The organism is Aquabacterium sp. (genome assembly GCF_036279675.1).
Taxonomy (GTDB): domain Bacteria; phylum Pseudomonadota; class Gammaproteobacteria; order Burkholderiales; family Burkholderiaceae_C; genus Aquabacterium.
This window is the reverse complement of the sequence record NZ_DASUIS010000005.1, coordinates 37,042-52,474: the sequence shown is the minus strand read 5'-3', so window position 1 is coordinate 52,474 and position 15,433 is coordinate 37,042. Positions and strand designations below refer to the sequence as shown.

The following is a 15,433-nucleotide window of genomic DNA, read 5'->3' as shown; positions in this document are numbered from 1 at the left end:
GGTGCAGCAATGGGTGCAGAATCCCTTAAATCGATGGGCAGTGTGGCAGGCTATACCTGTCATGCTGTATCTATAATCCGCCCCTCATCCGTCCCGGAAGCCGGGGTCAAGGTGCTCGCCGTCACCCCTGCTTGAATCAAGATGAATCGACTATCAGCCATCCTTCCCGCCAGCCAGGTGCTGGTGGACGTGGACGCCAGCAGCAAGAAGCGCGTCTTCGAGCACGCTGGGCTGCTGTTCGAGAATCAGCACGCCATTGCACGCGCCACCGTGACGGACAACCTGTTTGCGCGCGAGCGCCTGGGCTCCACGGGCCTGGGCCACGGTGTGGCCATCCCGCATGGCCGTATCAAGGGCCTGAAGAATCCCCTGGCCGCCGTGATCCGCCTGAGCCAGCCCATCCCTTTCGATGCGCCGGACGACGAACCCGTCAACCTGCTCATCTTCCTGCTGGTGCCTGAAGCGGCCACGCAGCGTCACCTCGAAATCCTGTCCGAAATTGCCGAGCTGTTGTCGGATCGGGAGTTGCGCGAACGCCTCAAAACCGAGGGCGATGCGGCTCAGGTGCACGATTTGATCGAGCGTTGGCAGCCACTCAAGTCAGTTGCCTAGTCTTTTCGGCCAAGACTGCGGCATCATGAGATCCTGTTGTTGACCAAACCAGAGCACTCGTGAGCGTCAAAGATCTCGCCATCATCAGCGCAGAAGCGCTTTTCGAAGCCAATCGGGCTGCGTTGCGCTGGGAGTGGATCGCCGGGCACGCTCACCCCGAGCGTCGTTTTGACGAAGAGGCGGTCCAGACAGCGCAATCCGCCGCCGATCTGGTTGGCTACCTCAATTACATCCATCCTTACCGTGTCCAGATCGTCGGGCGTCGAGAGGCTGCGTATTTCGCGGGCTCGACCAACGAAGATCAGGAGCGCCGCATCCAGCGCATCGTGACGCTGGAGCCGCCTGTGGTGGTGGTGGCAGACGCCCAAAGCCCGTCTGACAAGCTGGTGGCCATGTGCGGCCGTGCCGGCATTCCCTTGTTTGTCACCCAGGAGCCGGCTGGTCACGTCATCGACGTGCTGCGTAGCTACCTCACCCAGCATTTCGCCGAGCGCATCACGCGCCACGGCGTGTTCATGGACATCCTGGGGCTGGGCGTGCTGCTCACCGGCGAGTCCGGCCTGGGCAAGAGCGAACTGGGGCTGGAGCTGATTTCCCGTGGTCATGGCCTGGTGGCCGACGACGCGGTGGATCTTTTTCGCGTGTCGCGCACCGCCATCGAAGGGCGCTGCCCCGAGCTGCTGCTGAACCTGCTGGAAGTGCGCGGCATCGGCCTGCTGGACATCAAGTCCATCTTTGGTGAAACAGCCGTGCGCCGCAAGATGCGCCTGAAGCTGATCGTGCACCTGGTTCGCAAGGAAACCATGGAGCGCGAATTCGAGCGTCTGCCTTACGAACCCTTGTTCGAAGAGGTGATGGGCGTGCCCATCCGCAAGGCGGTGATCGCAGTGGATGCCGGCCGAAACCTGGCCGTGCTGGTCGAGGCTGCCGTGCGCAACACCGTGCTGCAACTGCGCGGCATCGACACCTACAAGGAATTCATCGAGCGCCACCAGCGCGCGATGGAGCGCGGCGGCAACTGAGCCTCACCGGCCGTTCGCGCTGGCCTTGCCGCCGCAGCCTTCGCGTTCGCAGATCACGTACAGGGCCAGGGCATGGTCCTGCAGCTTGTAGCCGCGTTCCCGGGCAATTTCCTGCTGACGACGCTCGATTTCCGCATCGTAGAACTCTTCGACACGGCCGCAGTTCACGCACACCAGGTGGTCGTGGTGCTTGCCTTCGTTCAGCTCGAACACGGCTTTGCCGGCCTCGCTGCCCGCTTCAAAGTGGTTGCGCGACAGGATGCCGGCCTGCTCGAACTGCATCAGCACGCGGTAAACCGTGGCCAGGCCGATGTCGGATCCCTCGGTGAGAAGGACCTTGTAGACGTCTTCCGCCGTCATGTGGCGCTGCGCAGCCTGCTGGAAGACTTCCAGGATCTTGATGCGCGGCAATGTGGCTTTGAGCCCGCTGCTCTTGAGTTCTTCTGCGTTGGTCATGGGGTGGGGGCTCCAGGGCGCGGGCAACCGTGACCGGCCCCCGCTAGAATGCCCAATGATATCGACATGCGAACGACCTGTGAAATGGTCGGGCCTTGTCGTCTCGTGGCCTTCGCGCCGAGTTGACCAGATTCCGCCGCCTTTTTTCTTTCCGGACACCAACCGAGCTCTTCATCCATGACGCTGAACTTCCTTCGTCGCACCCTGATGTGTCTGGCCCCCGTGCTCACGCTGTCGGCGTGCAGCACCAGCAACTTCTCGCTGAGCAAGCCCGAAACATTGTTCGGCCTGCTGGAGCCCTACAAGGTGGACGTGGTGCAGGGCAATGTGGTGACCCAGGAAATCATGGCCCAGATCCAGCCCGGTCTGGGGCGCATGCAGGTTCGCGAAATCCTGGGCACACCGCTGCTGGCTGACCCATTTCACGTCGACCGCTGGGACTACGTGTTCACGATCCGCCGCCAGGGCGTGGCCGATCAGCAGCGCCGCGTGAGCATCTTCTTCAAGAATGATGCCGTGGACCGCTTCGATACGGAGCCGCTGCCCAGCGAGCGCGAATTCGTGTCGTCGATCGACAAGCCGGTCAAGGGCAAGGACGTGGTCAACCTGACACCGGAGCAGATCGCCGCGCTGCCAGTGCCACCCAAAACCGAGGTGGTGAAAACCGCCCCGCAAGGCGCCGCGCGCGACTACCCTCCGCTGGAAGCCGGGCGCCGCTGAGGTCTGTGGCCCGTCTGCCCCACCAGCCTGATTCCACATCTGTTTTGACGAGATAACACCGCCATGAGCACCGCCGACAACGCCAGCCCTGTTCACAAGATCGCCATTGCCGGGGCGTCCGGCCGCATGGGCCGCATGCTGATCGAAGCTGTTCTGAATGCCGACGACGCCCAGCTTGCCGGGGCGCTCGATATCGCCGCCAGCCCCGCCATCGGCGCCGACGCCACGGCCTTTCTGGGCAGCACCAGTGGCGTGGCCATCACCTCGGATCTGCGCGCCGGCCTCAAGGACGCGCGCTACCTGATCGACTTCACCCGCCCTGAAGGCACCATGGAGCACCTGCGCGTGTGCCGTGAGCTGGGCGTGAAGATGATCATCGGCACGACGGGCTTCACCGAGGCCCAGAAGGCCGAGATCCAGGATGCCGCCCGAGACATCGCCATCATGATGTCGCCCAATATGGCAGTGGGGGTGAACGTGGTCTTCAAGCTGCTGGCCCAGGCGGCCAAGGCGCTCAAGGAAGGCTACGACATCGAAATCATCGAAGCCCACCATCGCCACAAGGTGGATGCGCCCAGCGGCACGGCCCTGAAGATGGGTGAAGTCGTGGCCGAAGCGGTGGGCCGCAACCTGCAGGAATGCGCCATCTACGGTCGCGAAGGCGTGACCGGCGAGCGCGATCCCAGCACCATCGGCTTTGCCACCATCCGCGGCGGCGACGTCGTGGGTGACCACACCGTGCTGTTTGCCGGCATTGGCGAGCGCATCGAGATCACGCACAAGTCTTCCAGCCGTGCCACCTATGCGCAGGGCAGCCTGCGCGCCGCGCGTTTCCTGGCGAACCAGCCTCATGGGCTGTTCGGCATGGACGATGTGCTCGGCCTGAAGTAAGCAAGGACCACAAATGGGAGGCTTGAGCCAGTTCTGGGAGCAAGGTGACGCCATCGGCCATGCCGTGGCCATCATGCTGCTGCTGATGTCCATAGGTGCCTGGGTCGTGATCATCTGGAAGAGCTGGCTGCTGCACCGGGCTCGCCGCGATCTGACACAAGGCGCGCAGGCCTTCTGGGCCTCGGCCGACATGAGCGCCGCCCGCCAGACCCTGCAGGCGCTGGACCGCGAGGGTGTGCTGCTGCCGCTGGTGGAGGCTGTGAGCCACCCGGTAGCTGGCGGCACGCTGGAAGCGCAGGCCCTGCCTGAGGCCCAGTTGACGCGACGCCTGCGTGACAGCCTGCATGCCGTGCTGGCGCGCCTGCAGCGTGGTCAGGTGCTCCTGGCCTCGGTGGGGGCGGTGTCCCCCTTTGTGGGCCTGTTCGGCACAGTGTGGGGCATCTATCACGCGATGATGGGCATTGCGGCCGAAGGCTCGGCTTCGCTCGACAAGGTGGCCGGTCCCGTGGGCGAGGCGCTCATCATGACGGCGGCGGGCCTGGCGGTCGCCATTCCGGCTGTGCTGGCCTACAACATCTTCGGCAAGATCGTGTCGGCCTGCGAAGCCGATCTGGAGGGCTTTGCCCACGATCTGCGCGAAACGCTGCTGGCCCATCCGGGTCGTGGCGACTGATCGGGCGGAGCGCGCACATGGCATTCGGGCGTCTGGAGCGACCACAGGGCAGTCAGCCCATGAGCGAGATCAACATGACGCCGCTCATCGACGTCATGCTGGTGCTGCTGGTCATCTTCATGCTGACAGCCCCCTTGATGACCTCCCGGCTCAAGCTGGATCTGCCCAAGGTGGATGCGCAACCGTCACCGAACAACACCCCGACCGTGCTGGCCATTGCCCTCACGGCCGATGGCCTGGTTCATCTGGATGATCAGCCCAGCAGCGTGGACGCGATCACGAAGCGTGCACATGAGCTGTCGAGCAAGAAGCCCGATACCGAGGTGCACCTGCGGGCCGACCGGGCGGTGGCTTATGGCCATGTGGCCGAGTTGATCAGTGCCTTGCAGAAGGCCGGGCTCAATCGCATTGCCTTCGTGACCGATGCCGAGCCTGATGCGGCGGGTGCGGCCGCTTCGGCGCCCTGACAACAAGCCATCTTAAAGCGCATCTGAAGCCGCGGGCGCGCTTGGCCACGCCAGCAGGCAGGTCGTTGTGTGTCCAGTACGACAAGGCGGTAGTCGCCGCGCATTTCGGCCCTCAGCCCCTTGAGCCTGCGCGCACAATGGTCCTCAAGTTGACTGTTGGTCAGGACCGAAGATGGCAGCCCCGAAGTTTCCCACCCAGCGATTCGACAACGCACAAGCGGCGCTGGACCATGTCACCAAACTGTATGACGCCCAGATCGCGCACCTGCGTGATGCCTTGCAGCGGTTCGTGGCCGGAGAAAACATCAAGACCCATGTGAGGGCCAAGTACCCTTTCGCGCGCATCCATACCGATACCGTGGCGCGTGCCGATTCGCGCTTGTCCTATGGCTTCGTGGCCGGGCCGGGCACGTATGAAACCACCTTGACCCGCCCTGATCTGTTTGCCGATTACTACCGCGAACAGTTCGACCTGCTGCTGGCCAACCATGGCGTGTCCATCGAGGTGGGGCTGGGCAGTGACCCGATCCCCGTGCACTTCAGCCTGGCCGAGCACCAGCATCTGGAGGGCAGCATGTCACCCGAGCGGCGCCTGCTCCTGCGTGATCGCTTCGATCTGCCTGATCTGGCTTCGATGGACGATGGCATTGCCAACGGCACGTACGAGACGCGCGGCGGCGCACCCAGGCCGCTGTCGCTGTTCACCGCGCCGCGTGTGGACTATTCGCTGCATCGCCTGCGCCACTACACGGGCACCTCGCCCGAGCACTTCCAGAACTTCGTGCTGTTCACGAACTACCAGTTCTACATCGACGAGTTCGTGCGCATGGGCCATGAACTGATGCGCCGTGCACCAGATCCGAAGAACCCGCGTGACGATGATGATTGCGTGGCCTTCATCGAGCCTGGCAATGTGATCACACGCAGGGTGGGGCAGTCCGTGGAGGCCGCGGACGCCCTGGGCGCGGCGCCCCCGCGCTTGCCGCAGATGCCGGCCTATCACCTGATCCGTCGCGATCGCAGTGGCATCACGATGGTCAACATCGGGGTGGGGCCTGCCAACGCCAAGACGATCACCGACCACATCGCCGTCTTGCGACCTCATGCCTGGATCATGCTGGGCCACTGTGCCGGGCTGCGCAACTCACAGCAACTGGGTGACTATGTGCTGGCCCACGGCTATGTGCGCGAGGACCACGTGCTGGATGAGGATCTGCCGCTGTGGGTGCCCATTCCGCCTCTGGCTGAAATCCAGCTGGCGCTGGAAGGGGCGGTGGCCGATGTCACGCAACTGCATGGCTACGAGCTCAAGCGCATCATGCGCACGGGCACCGTGGCATCGACCGACAACCGCAATTGGGAACTCTTGCCGCAGCGCGAGCCGGAGCGGCGTTTCAGCCAGAGCCGTGCCGTGGCGCTGGACATGGAAAGCGCGACCATTGCCGCCAACGGCTTTCGCTTCCGTGTGCCTTACGGGACCTTGCTGTGTGTGAGTGACAAGCCATTGCATGGCGAGCTCAAGCTGCCTGGCATGGCCAACCAGTTCTACCGCGAGCGGGTAGACCAGCATTTGCGCATCGGCTTGCGCGCCATTGAGCGTTTAAGGGCCAATATGGCTGGGCAACTGCACAGCAGAAAGCTGCGCAGCTTTGCCGAGGTCGCATTCCAGTAACGGGCTAACCCGTTATGGTTGCGCTGATGCTACCTTGTGTTACTAGATGGCCTCAGCGCAGCGTGCAACGATGCATGGTGCACGGATCAGTCGCTGCCGACCCGCGCTTCATGTTCGATGTTCAGGCTGCAGCAGCCAGGGGGGCAGCGGGTTGAACCGGTGCCACTTCACGGCGGATCTGCTCGCCAGCCAGCTCTTCGGCCACGCGCAGATCGTAGGCCGTTTGCAGGTCCATCCAGTATTGGGGCGTGGTGCCGAAGAAGCGAGCCAGACGCAGGGCGGAGTCGGGGCTGATGCCGCGGCGTTCACGCACGATGTCGTTCACGCGAGGGGCAGGAACGTGCAGGCGAATCGCCAGGCCGCTGGCCGACAGGCCATGTTGTTCCATGAACTTGGCGCGCAGGATGGCGCCGGGGTGCACTGCAGGTGAATTGCTCATAGGACTAAGGGTTTTTCATAGATACTTGCCTGATCGTATGAGGTTTGTCTCGATTAGATTGTCAATACTTGGACAATTACACGCGATTCATCTAACCATTTCGGGGGATTGCGGGAAAACACTTATGCCGTTTACCGTTTGATGAAACCATGGCAAGGCGAACTGAATCCACGCCGCTGACTTTGTTGCCGGCGCTCAAGTCCCATCTCTGGTTTGCGAGCTGTCCGGAACCGTTGCAACTCGCCTTGATCGAGCGCTCCAGGCTCTGGCACATCAAGACTGGTGAATTCCTGTTTTCACGCGGTGAGGCACAGGACAGCCTGTGCTGCGTGGTGGCCGGCGCCTTGAAGATCGGGTCCATCAACCCGAAGGATGGCAGCCATCGCCTGACGATGTACGTGGAGCCGTATCACTGGTTTGGCGAGATCTCGCTGATCGACGGCATGCCCCGCAGCCAGGACGCGATTGCGGACACCGACAGCACCGTGATGGTCGTGAGTGGTCCGCAAATGCTGGAATGGCTGGGCCAGCACCCCACGCACTGGCGTGATCTGGCGCGTCTGGCTTGCGGCAAGCTGAGGCTCATCCTGACGGCCATTGAAGACAACGCCACCTTGTCCATCGAGCAGCAACTGGCCAGGCGCCTGCTGTTCTCGGCCACCAATTTCGGACAGTCGACCAACCCCAGCATTCGGCGACGGGTTCGCCTGCCCCAGGAATACCTGGCGCGCATGCTGGGCGTCTCACGGCAAACCGTCAACAAGGCGCTCAGGGCCTTGGAGCGCGAGCGTGTGCTGGCGCTGCACTACGCTGAGATCGAGATCGTGGACATGCCGGCACTGGTGGCGCGGGCCGGGGCGGTGGACCCCAGCCTGCGTCAATCCATGGTGTTGCCGGAAGAGGCGCCTTGATGGCTCAGCGTGCGGCGCGGGGCTTGACCTTGCCGGCTGCCGTTCGCGCTTTCTGACGGGCCGCGTCGATCGTGACATCCGTGGCCAGCGCCACACCCATGCGGCGTTTGACGAAGCTCTCTGGCTTGCCGAACAGGCGCAGGTCGGTGCCGGGCTCGGACAGGGCCTCGGCCACCCCCTCGAAGACCACATCCTGCGTGTCGACGCCGCCGTAGATCACGGCAGAGGCACCTGGCGCACGCAAGCTGGTGTCGACAGGCAAGCCCAGGATGGCGCGTGCATGCAGCTCGAACTCGCTTTGTACCTGGGTGGACAGGGTGACCAGACCAGTGTCGTGGGGGCGGGGGCTGACCTCGCTGAACCAGACCTGATCGCCCTTGACGAAGAGCTCCACACCGAACAGGCCTTGCCCACCGAGGTTGTCGGTCACGGCCTTCGCGATGTCGCGCGCCTTTTGCAGCGCCGCCGGGCTCATGGGGTGAGGCTGCCAGCTTTCAACGTAATCACCGCTGACCTGCAGGTGCCCGATAGGCTCGCAAAAGTACGTGGCGATCTGGCCTTGAGCCGTGCCTGAACCCGCGGCACGCACGGTCAGTTGGGTGATCTCGTAATCGAAATCGATGAAGCCTTCCACGATGACGCGGCCATGGCTCACGCGGCCGCCGGCCATCGCGTAGTCCCATGCTTTCTGAACGTCTTGCGGGCCGTCGATCTTGCTCTGGCCCTTGCCGGAAGAGCTCATCACAGGCTTGACGATGCAGGGGTAGCCGATGCCGGCGTCAATGGCGGCCTGCAGTTCGGCCAGCGAGTCGCAGAACTGATAGGGGCTTGTTGGCAGGCCCAGCGTTTCGGCGGCCAGACGGCGGATGCCTTCGCGGTCCATGGTCAGGCGCGCGGCGCGGGCGGTCGGGATCACGCGCACCACGCCCTTGGCCTCCAGCTCTTCCAGGACAGGCGTGGCGATGGCTTCGATTTCAGGCACGACCAGATGCGGGCGCTCGGTTTCGATCAGCGTGCGCAACTGCGCCGGGTCACTCATGGTGATGGTGCGGCTGTGATGGGCGACTTGCTGGCCGGGGGCGTTGTCGTAGCGGTCCACGGCGATGGTCTCGACACCCAGGCGTTGCAGGGCGATCAGGACTTCCTTGCCGAGTTCGCCGGATCCCAGCAGCATGACCCGTGCAGCTGAGGGGGACAGAGGGGTGCCAAGCGGCAGGGTCTGAACAGGATGGGTCATGGTGGGCCTGCGTGTTGAAAAAGGGCTGGAACAGGGATGGCGTTATTGTCGCCGCAGGCAGACTGCCGTTCAGCCTTGCTGAGGCAGGATCACGGTGAAATGGCTGCCCTGGCCGGGTTGGCTTTGCAGGTGCACCGCAGCCCCCATGCGGTCGGCCAGTCGCTTCACGACGGCCAGCCCCAGGCCGGAGCCCTCTGCGCCCGTGATGCGGGCATCTTCGAGGCGCACATACGGTTCGAACACGCGCTCATGCTGTTCGGCAGGGATGCCGATGCCGGTGTCGATGACCTCCAGTTGCACCGGGCCCGCGGACGCCACCCTGCTGGCGCGGACGATGATGCTGCCCGACGGTGTGTACTTCAGGGCGTTGCCGATGAGGTTGCCCAGAATCTGGCGCACGCGTGCACCGTCGGTCCAGATGTGCTGCAGGCTCAGGCTGTCGCTGGGTGGGAGCTCGCACGTCAGCTTGATGTGATGGCTTTGCGCTTGCGGCTGGAAGGTGTCGCACACATCCTGAACCAGCAAGGCCAGGTCCACCGCCTGTGGTTGCAGACGCCACGCCGGGTTTTCCAGTCGGGTGTATTCGGTGACGTCGCGCAAGTGGGTGTCGAGTTGCGAGGCTGCATTGCGGATGCGCTCGATGGCCCGGTGCTCGGGCGGCGTGCTGGCTTTGAGCGCGAGCAGATCGATGGAGCCCAGGATGGACTGCAACGGACTGCGAATCTCGTGCGAGAGCATGGCCAGGAAGCGCTCCTTGCTTTCATGCGATGCGCGCTCGGTGGCACGCAGGCGGTCTTTCAAGGTACTGATGTAGTGCAGCGCCACGATACAGGCGGGTTGCGCGGCCAGCAGGACACCCCAGGTGTGGCCCACCATGTCTTCCGCGCCATGCATCACGGGGCCGTAGCGGTACAGGTACATGGCGATCAAGCCGGCATAGTGCAACCAGCACAGCAGATTGGCCACACGCCCCAAGGCCACAAAGGCGGCGACATAGAACATCGTCATGAACTGCGCGGCGCAGGCCAGCGCATACAGACCCGTTGCATTGTGGTCATTGGAGGCGACATACAGGCCGCCGATGAAGTACACGCTGGTCAGCAGCAGCACGCCAAAGACCAGGGGTGTCAGCCATGCAGGCTTGCGCCACAGGAGTGCGGCCACCAGTGCGTAAAGCGCCCCCATGGTGGGCACCCAGAAGCGGTCCCAGGGCGTGGTCAACCCGGCCAGGCAGACGGACAGGGCGCCCACCGCCACCAGGGCGCTGGACCAGAGAATCAGCCGTACTCGTTCCTGGGGTTGAGTCTGGGCAATGGCGTCAGTCATGTTGGGGTGAGCGACGATCAAGTCCGCTCTGGATGGCGGCTGTCAGCACGGCTGGGCGCACCGGTTTTTCGAAGAAGGTGACGCCTTGGGTGCGCAGGATGGTGGCCAGCGTGGCTTCGGAGGCGGTGCCGTCCTTCAACTGGCCTGTGAGCAGCACGATGGGGGCATCGGGCTGTTCCAGGCGAATGCGTTCCACGATCGATTGCGAGGTCTGGCCGCCTCCCAGGATCAGGTCGACCACGAAAGCATCGTGCTCCGACAGCGGGCGCGCCAGCAGGGCTGCCGAGCTGGTGTAGGCGTGTGCTTCATAGCCCACTTCGTTGAACCAGTCCGTCAGGGCGCCGGCAGAGCCGATGTCGTCGTCGAGCACCGCGATCCGGGCTCTGGCCTGTTCGAGCGGGTTGCGCACCTGCAGTTGCTCGACGGCGTAATGTGCCCCGCTGTAGCCCTCCTGCTGCATGCGGTGGATGCCTGACACCAGCCAACCTTCGCGCTGGTTGTAGAAGGCCACCAGCCCCTGGCAACTCGCATCACGCGCGGTGGTGCACAAGGGCCCCAGCTGGATGTTGCAGGCCATTTTCTGGCCGTCGATCAGCAAGGTAGCCGGATAGGTGTTGGCGGGATTGGGCACGGTCTGGCTGCCCGTGCTGCCAGTTTGCAACGCTGACGCACCGAAAACGGTGTCCAGACTTTCCCCGAAGTGGCGGCAGATGGTCTGGACTTCATCGAACAACCAGACCGCACCTCGTAACTTGCGCCGGGCCTGGCTCACTGAAATCGCGCAAATATGCGCGATTTCAGTGGCCTGGTGGCGGCTGGGCACGCCATGCCGCTCAAGCAAGGCCGACAAGCAGGCGCTGGCCCAGGAAAACCCTGTGCCGGAGGCGTCGTGGCCGTCATCGACTGGAAGGTCGGTGTTCATTCGTTTGTCGGGAATCCAGACAATCAGCGTTGTCCAAAAGGTAACAAAACATCACATTTGCGCGAAAGCGCCAAATATGATCGATACAATGAATTGTGCGCTGAAAAAAGATCACCTCATATGGCGCCGCTCAGGGAATTTTTATGACTCCGACTCGGGTGACCGGGTAGGACAACCACGTTACCGGCGCACCGACGCCAAGTGAACGCGGTTGGTGCCTTCGGGCTTTTCAAAGCCACCTCTCGGGGTGGTTTTTTCATGCCCGCTGTGTGGCCGTCCGGCTTGCGACATGATGCAGGCTTGTGCAGCCATTTCAAGCAGATTTCCCATGACTTTCAAGACGGGGCACCAAACAGGGCGCATCGGCATCATGGCCGCGATGCCGGAAGAGTTGCAAGCGCTGCTCGATGTCATGCCCGATGAGTCGGTGGAGCGCGTTGCCGGCCGTGAGTTCTGGGTAGGGCATCTGCATGGGCGCGAGGTGGTCGCGGTGTTGTCCCGCATCGGCAAGGTGGCGGCCGCCACGACAACCACGATGCTGCTGAGCCACTATGGCGTGGACCAGATCATCTTCACCGGCGTGGCGGGTGGCCTGGGTGATGGCGTGCGGGTGGGCGACGTGGTGGTGGCCGATGCGCTGGTACAGCATGACATGGACGCTTCGCCGCTGTTTCCGCGTTTCGAATTGCCGGGCCTGGGGGTGAGCACGCTCTCGCCGCCTGCGGCGTTCACGACCATGGTGCGAGACACGGTGGCGCAGGTGCTGAGTCCGGCGGCGCTGGCATCAGGTGGTGCCCTGGCCGATGTGCACCTGGCCTCGTTGAACCTGGGCTTGCCGCAGGTTCACCAGGGGCTCATCATCAGTGGGGACCAGTTCATCAATGCGGCGCAGACCTGTCGCGAACTGACACAGGCCTTGCCGGCTGCTTTGGCGGTAGAAATGGAAGGCGCAGCGGTGGCCCAGGTCTGCCATGATTTTGGCGTGCCATATGCCGTGATCCGTACCATCTCGGATCGCGCCGACGATGACGCGCACATCGACTTCCCGCGATTCATCCACGCCGTGGCGCGGCACTATTCACTGGCCATCGTCGAAGCCCTGCTGCAACGCGGTTGATACAACGGAGACACACCATGGAACAGCGCTACCAGTCCTTCAGCGACTTCTATCCCTTCTACCTGTCTCAGCATCAGGATCGCACTTGCCGTCGTCTGCATGTGATCGGCTCCACCATGGTGCTGGCGGTGCTGCTGTGGGCCATCGGCACGCAGACCTGGTCGGGTTTGTTTCTGCTGCCTCTGGTGGGCTATGGCTTTGCCTGGGTGGGGCACTTCCGCTTTGAACGCAACCGCCCTGCGACCTTCACCTATCCGCTCTACAGCCTCATGGGCGACTGGGTGATGTACTGGCAGACCCTGACGGGCAAGTTGCCTTTCTGAACGCGTTGGCTGATGGCGTGGCGGCTGTCAGATCGACAGCACCTCCACCCGGTTGCGGCCCTGTTGCTTGGCCTTGTAGAGGGCCGAGTCTGCCGCGGCGATCAGATCCTCTTCTCGCAGATCGGGGCGGGCCTGGCAGGTGGCCACACCCACGCTGGCGGTGACGGTGGTGGCCGTGTCCGAGTCTTCATGCGGGATGCCCAGTTCGGCAATCGCTTCCCTCACGCGTTGAGCTGCCTTGAGCGCCATGTCGGCGTCCGCATGAGGCAGCACCGCAATGAATTCCTCGCCGCCGTAGCGGGCCACCAGATCGCCTGGCCGGCGCAGTTTGTCCTGCAGGGCTTGCGCCACACGCAGCAGGCATTGATCGCCAGCGGGGTGGCCATAGCGGTCGTTGAATCGCTTGAAGTGGTCGACATCCAGCATGATGATCGCGACCATGTCGCCGCCGTGCCGGGCACGCTGCCAGGTCTGTTGCAGGTATTGCTGGAAGTGGCGGCGGTTGAACAGGCCGGTCAGCACATCCATGCGTGACAGTTGCTGCAGACGCGCCTGAACTTCACTCAGATCCTGCAGCAGGTTCTTGCGACGAAGCGACAGCAGGTACTGGCGGCGCTCGTCACGTTCCAGTGCGTAGCTGGCCATCAGCGTGAACACCACCGTGGCGCCCAGCAAGGCCACCATGGGCAGGATGAGCCGCTGGTTGAAGAAGGGGACGGTCAACACCCCCACGATGTGGATGGCATAGACCATCAAGGAAAAGGCCACGGCATACCAGAAGCGCAGGCGCTGCACCATGTTGCCGTACATGATCACCACCATCAGCCCGACGTGGTAGTACTGGCTGTTGGGCGCGCGGCTGACCGAGAGGATGTAGCCCAGGCAGGCCCCTGCCAGCACGCCGCTGGTCATCACGAGGTATTCCAGCGCCGCCGGAGGAATGCGACGAGGCACCTGATTGCGCACCAGCCAGGTCAGCAGGAGAAAGGCAAGCGCAAATGGTGTGAACCACAGCAGGCGAACCTTGACGGCCAGCAGGAAGACGTCCGGCACCATCAAGAGGTCACCGAGCAGGAAGCCGTTGAAGACGAGCAAGGACAGCAGCCCGCTGATCAGGAAGTAGCGGATGCGACGAGGTGCGCCTTCATTGAGGAACTGCTTTTCCAGCGTGGGCGGAAAGCGCATCCATGACAAGGCGCGGTCGAACTGCGAAGAGGCCTCGCTCACCTCTGTGCGCGCGGCGGAGCCCGAGGGTTGAATGGCTCGGCGTGGCGGCAGGATGGCACGCTGCTGACTGGCCATGGTCAGCCCTCCTGCCCGAATGCCCGGGCGAGGTTGCGCCCATTGGCCTTGGCCTGATACAGCGCTTCGTCAGCCTGGGCCAGCAAGCGGATGGTGCTGGCGCCAGGCTCGTTGGCGCGCAGGCAAGCCACCCCGATGCTGATCGTGACGCGATCCTGCGTGAGGGACGCGCGATGTGGCCTGGCCAGCTCCCACACGGCGAGGCGTACACGCTCCGCCGCCGCCAGCGCTTCGGCCAGGGTGGTCCGGCTGAGCACGGCAATGAACTCCTCTCCACCAAAGCGCGCCACCAGATCGCCGGGGCGGCGCAGGGAGCGGGCCAAGGTGGCCGCTACTTCCTTGAGGCAGGCGTCGCCCACCGGGTGGCCATAGTGATCGTTGTAGAGCTTGAAGTGGTCGATGTCCATCATCAGCACGGCGACAGCGGTGCCATCGCGCGCGCAGCGAGACCAGACCTGCGCCACAAACTCATCGAAATGCCGGCGATTGGCGATCTCGGTCAAGGGGTCGAAACGCGTGATCTGGTCCAGGCGATGGTTGCCGCGTTCCAGCTTGCTCAGCAACTGGTGCTCGTGCTGGCGCATCAGCCAGTTGGTGCGCTCTTCTCGCTCCAGGCTGTAGCTGTTGTAGAGCGTGAACACCGTCGTCGACACCATGATCAGCGCCTGGCCGACCATCACCGGGATATTGGGGTTGGGAATGTTCATCGAGGCCCAGGCGAAGAGCCCCAGTACAACCGTGTCGATCTGCAAGGCGCGCCAGAAGCGCATGCGCGTGACGCCACCGTTGAACAGCACGATCATGCTGAGGGTGACGAGGTAGGGGCCAGCCAGCTCGTCCGTGCTGCTGACGCACAGATAGGAGTGAACGCTGGCAGACAGCAGGCTGTTGATCAGGCCCGATCTGTCTTGCCACAAGGGCGGCACCATCTGCAGGAAGGCGGCACTCAGGCCCAGCAAGGGCACCAGAAACAGCAAGCGCCATTGCGTGGCCGCAGCGAAGCGATCGGGCACCATGATCCAGTCGGTGGCCAGCAGGCCGCACGCCAGGAGCAGGCCGAGGAACGCGCCAATGCGCAGCAGGCGCACGCGCTCCGCGCTCGTGTCTTCCTGGAAGCGCGCTTCCATCTCGTCAGGGAAGCGCAAGCGCAGAAAGCCGTCTTGCAGGACGGCTTCGAAATCACCCACAGGCGCCTTGCCCCCTGCGTCGCTGCCAATCGCATGGTCCATGACCAGTGCCTCATCGTCTCTTTCAGACGATGAGTGTGATGCGTTTGGCAGTGGAGAGTCGGCCAGTTCAGTCATGCGACAGCAACGCCGGAGCCGATGGGACACACGAGCGTT

The 15,433-nt window shown here is 63.4% G+C and carries 17 protein-coding genes; 10 read left to right on the top strand and 7 right to left on the bottom strand.

Annotated features, from left to right (window positions below):
* Window positions 1–141: 141 nt before the first annotated feature.
* Window positions 142–612: a PTS sugar transporter subunit IIA gene (locus VFW93_RS00665; RefSeq protein ID WP_329692064.1), complete on the top strand. Its 471-nt coding sequence runs from the start codon at window positions 142–144 to the stop codon at window positions 610–612.
* Between the two features lie 59 nt (window positions 613–671).
* Window positions 672–1,634, top strand: coding sequence for an HPr(Ser) kinase/phosphatase (gene hprK, locus VFW93_RS00660; protein WP_329692063.1), 963 nt, complete (start codon window positions 672–674; stop codon window positions 1,632–1,634).
* 3 nt (window positions 1,635–1,637) lie between these two features.
* Here the strand turns inward: hprK and fur are convergent, their stop codons facing one another.
* Window positions 1,638–2,090: a ferric iron uptake transcriptional regulator gene (gene fur, locus VFW93_RS00655; RefSeq protein ID WP_329692062.1), complete on the bottom strand. Its 453-nt coding sequence runs from the start codon at window positions 2,088–2,090 to the stop codon at window positions 1,638–1,640.
* A 177-nt stretch (window positions 2,091–2,267) separates the two neighbouring features.
* Between fur and VFW93_RS00650 the strand changes: the two genes are divergently transcribed.
* From VFW93_RS00650 to VFW93_RS00630, 5 genes are all read left to right on the top strand, one after another.
* Complete coding sequence (locus tag VFW93_RS00650; protein WP_329692061.1) at window positions 2,268–2,810, top strand: outer membrane protein assembly factor BamE; 543 nt, start codon at window positions 2,268–2,270, stop codon at window positions 2,808–2,810.
* A gap of 63 nt (window positions 2,811–2,873) precedes the next feature.
* Window positions 2,874–3,701 carry a 4-hydroxy-tetrahydrodipicolinate reductase gene (dapB, locus tag VFW93_RS00645; protein ID WP_329692060.1) on the top strand — a complete coding sequence of 276 codons (828 nt, stop codon included), beginning with the start codon at window positions 2,874–2,876 and terminating at the stop codon, window positions 3,699–3,701.
* 13 nt (window positions 3,702–3,714) lie between these two features.
* Window positions 3,715–4,374, top strand: a complete 660-nt coding sequence (locus VFW93_RS00640; protein WP_329692059.1) for a MotA/TolQ/ExbB proton channel family protein — start codon at window positions 3,715–3,717, stop codon at window positions 4,372–4,374.
* Window positions 4,375–4,391: 17 nt separating this feature from the next.
* Window positions 4,392–4,841, top strand: coding sequence for a biopolymer transporter ExbD (locus VFW93_RS00635; protein WP_329692058.1), 450 nt, complete (start codon window positions 4,392–4,394; stop codon window positions 4,839–4,841).
* Between the two features lie 172 nt (window positions 4,842–5,013).
* A complete protein-coding gene (locus tag VFW93_RS00630; protein ID WP_329692057.1) occupies window positions 5,014–6,513 on the top strand; it encodes an AMP nucleosidase in 1,500 nt (499 codons plus the stop codon).
* A 121-nt stretch (window positions 6,514–6,634) separates the two neighbouring features.
* Here the strand turns inward: VFW93_RS00630 and VFW93_RS00625 are convergent, their stop codons facing one another.
* Window positions 6,635–6,952: a HigA family addiction module antitoxin gene (locus tag VFW93_RS00625; protein ID WP_329692056.1), complete on the bottom strand. Its 318-nt coding sequence runs from the start codon at window positions 6,950–6,952 to the stop codon at window positions 6,635–6,637.
* A 149-nt stretch (window positions 6,953–7,101) separates the two neighbouring features.
* Between VFW93_RS00625 and VFW93_RS00620 the strand changes: the two genes are divergently transcribed.
* On the top strand, window positions 7,102–7,863 hold the full coding sequence (locus VFW93_RS00620) for a Crp/Fnr family transcriptional regulator (RefSeq protein ID WP_329692055.1): 762 nt from the start codon (window positions 7,102–7,104) through the stop codon (window positions 7,861–7,863).
* 4 nt (window positions 7,864–7,867) lie between these two features.
* Here the strand turns inward: VFW93_RS00620 and purT are convergent, their stop codons facing one another.
* The 3 genes from purT to VFW93_RS00605 all read right to left on the bottom strand — a co-directional run bounded on the left by purT (window position 7,868) and on the right by VFW93_RS00605 (window position 11,348).
* Window positions 7,868–9,100: a formate-dependent phosphoribosylglycinamide formyltransferase gene (purT, locus tag VFW93_RS00615; protein ID WP_329692054.1), complete on the bottom strand. Its 1,233-nt coding sequence runs from the start codon at window positions 9,098–9,100 to the stop codon at window positions 7,868–7,870.
* A gap of 69 nt (window positions 9,101–9,169) precedes the next feature.
* Window positions 9,170–10,426 carry a sensor histidine kinase gene (locus tag VFW93_RS00610; RefSeq protein WP_329692053.1) on the bottom strand — a complete coding sequence of 419 codons (1,257 nt, stop codon included), beginning with the start codon at window positions 10,424–10,426 and terminating at the stop codon, window positions 9,170–9,172.
* Window positions 10,419–11,348, bottom strand: a complete 930-nt coding sequence (locus VFW93_RS00605) for a helix-turn-helix domain-containing protein (RefSeq protein ID WP_329692052.1) — start codon at window positions 11,346–11,348, stop codon at window positions 10,419–10,421. The genes VFW93_RS00610 and VFW93_RS00605 overlap by 8 nt, the downstream gene beginning before the upstream one ends.
* 328 nt (window positions 11,349–11,676) lie before the next feature.
* Here VFW93_RS00605 and VFW93_RS00600 point away from each other — a divergent pair, with 328 nt between their 5' ends.
* Together VFW93_RS00600 and VFW93_RS00595 are read left to right on the top strand one after the other, a co-directional pair.
* Window positions 11,677–12,465, top strand: coding sequence for a 5'-methylthioadenosine/adenosylhomocysteine nucleosidase (locus VFW93_RS00600; protein WP_329692051.1), 789 nt, complete (start codon window positions 11,677–11,679; stop codon window positions 12,463–12,465).
* A 17-nt stretch (window positions 12,466–12,482) separates the two neighbouring features.
* Window positions 12,483–12,788, top strand: a complete 306-nt coding sequence (locus VFW93_RS00595; RefSeq protein ID WP_329692050.1) for a DUF962 domain-containing protein — start codon at window positions 12,483–12,485, stop codon at window positions 12,786–12,788.
* Window positions 12,789–12,815: 27 nt separating this feature from the next.
* Here VFW93_RS00595 and VFW93_RS00590 read toward each other — a convergent pair whose 3' ends face one another.
* Both VFW93_RS00590 and VFW93_RS00585 read right to left on the bottom strand, forming a co-directional pair.
* Complete coding sequence (locus tag VFW93_RS00590; RefSeq protein ID WP_329692049.1) at window positions 12,816–14,090, bottom strand: GGDEF domain-containing protein; 1,275 nt, start codon at window positions 14,088–14,090, stop codon at window positions 12,816–12,818.
* Between the two features lie 2 nt (window positions 14,091–14,092).
* Entirely contained in the window at window positions 14,093–15,319 is a 1,227-nt protein-coding gene (locus VFW93_RS00585) for a diguanylate cyclase (protein ID WP_329692048.1), read from the bottom strand.
* Window positions 15,320–15,433 lie beyond the last annotated feature (114 nt).

Bases quoted from the DNA above. Each gene is read 5' to 3' on its own strand.
- purT (WP_329692054.1), bottom strand. From the start codon at position 9,100: ATGACCCATCCTGTTCAGACCCTGCCGCTTGGCACCCCTCTGTCCCCC.
- VFW93_RS00640 (WP_329692059.1), top strand. From the start codon at position 3,715: ATGGGAGGCTTGAGCCAGTTCTGGGAGCAAGGTGACGCCATCGGCCAT.
- VFW93_RS00620 (WP_329692055.1), top strand. From the start codon at position 7,102: ATGGCAAGGCGAACTGAATCCACGCCGCTGACTTTGTTGCCGGCGCTC.
- VFW93_RS00625 (WP_329692056.1), bottom strand. From the start codon at position 6,952: ATGAGCAATTCACCTGCAGTGCACCCCGGCGCCATCCTGCGCGCCAAG.
- dapB (WP_329692060.1), top strand. From the start codon at position 2,874: ATGAGCACCGCCGACAACGCCAGCCCTGTTCACAAGATCGCCATTGCC.
- VFW93_RS00595 (WP_329692050.1), top strand. From the start codon at position 12,483: ATGGAACAGCGCTACCAGTCCTTCAGCGACTTCTATCCCTTCTACCTG.
- VFW93_RS00665 (WP_329692064.1), top strand. From the start codon at position 142: ATGAATCGACTATCAGCCATCCTTCCCGCCAGCCAGGTGCTGGTGGAC.
- VFW93_RS00590 (WP_329692049.1), bottom strand. From the start codon at position 14,090: ATGGCCAGTCAGCAGCGTGCCATCCTGCCGCCACGCCGAGCCATTCAA.
- VFW93_RS00650 (WP_329692061.1), top strand. From the start codon at position 2,268: ATGACGCTGAACTTCCTTCGTCGCACCCTGATGTGTCTGGCCCCCGTG.
- VFW93_RS00605 (WP_329692052.1), bottom strand. From the start codon at position 11,348: ATGAACACCGACCTTCCAGTCGATGACGGCCACGACGCCTCCGGCACA.
- VFW93_RS00600 (WP_329692051.1), top strand. From the start codon at position 11,677: ATGACTTTCAAGACGGGGCACCAAACAGGGCGCATCGGCATCATGGCC.
- VFW93_RS00635 (WP_329692058.1), top strand. From the start codon at position 4,392: ATGGCATTCGGGCGTCTGGAGCGACCACAGGGCAGTCAGCCCATGAGC.
- fur (WP_329692062.1), bottom strand. From the start codon at position 2,090: ATGACCAACGCAGAAGAACTCAAGAGCAGCGGGCTCAAAGCCACATTG.
- VFW93_RS00630 (WP_329692057.1), top strand. From the start codon at position 5,014: ATGGCAGCCCCGAAGTTTCCCACCCAGCGATTCGACAACGCACAAGCG.
- VFW93_RS00610 (WP_329692053.1), bottom strand. From the start codon at position 10,426: ATGACTGACGCCATTGCCCAGACTCAACCCCAGGAACGAGTACGGCTG.
- VFW93_RS00585 (WP_329692048.1), bottom strand. From the start codon at position 15,319: ATGGACCATGCGATTGGCAGCGACGCAGGGGGCAAGGCGCCTGTGGGT.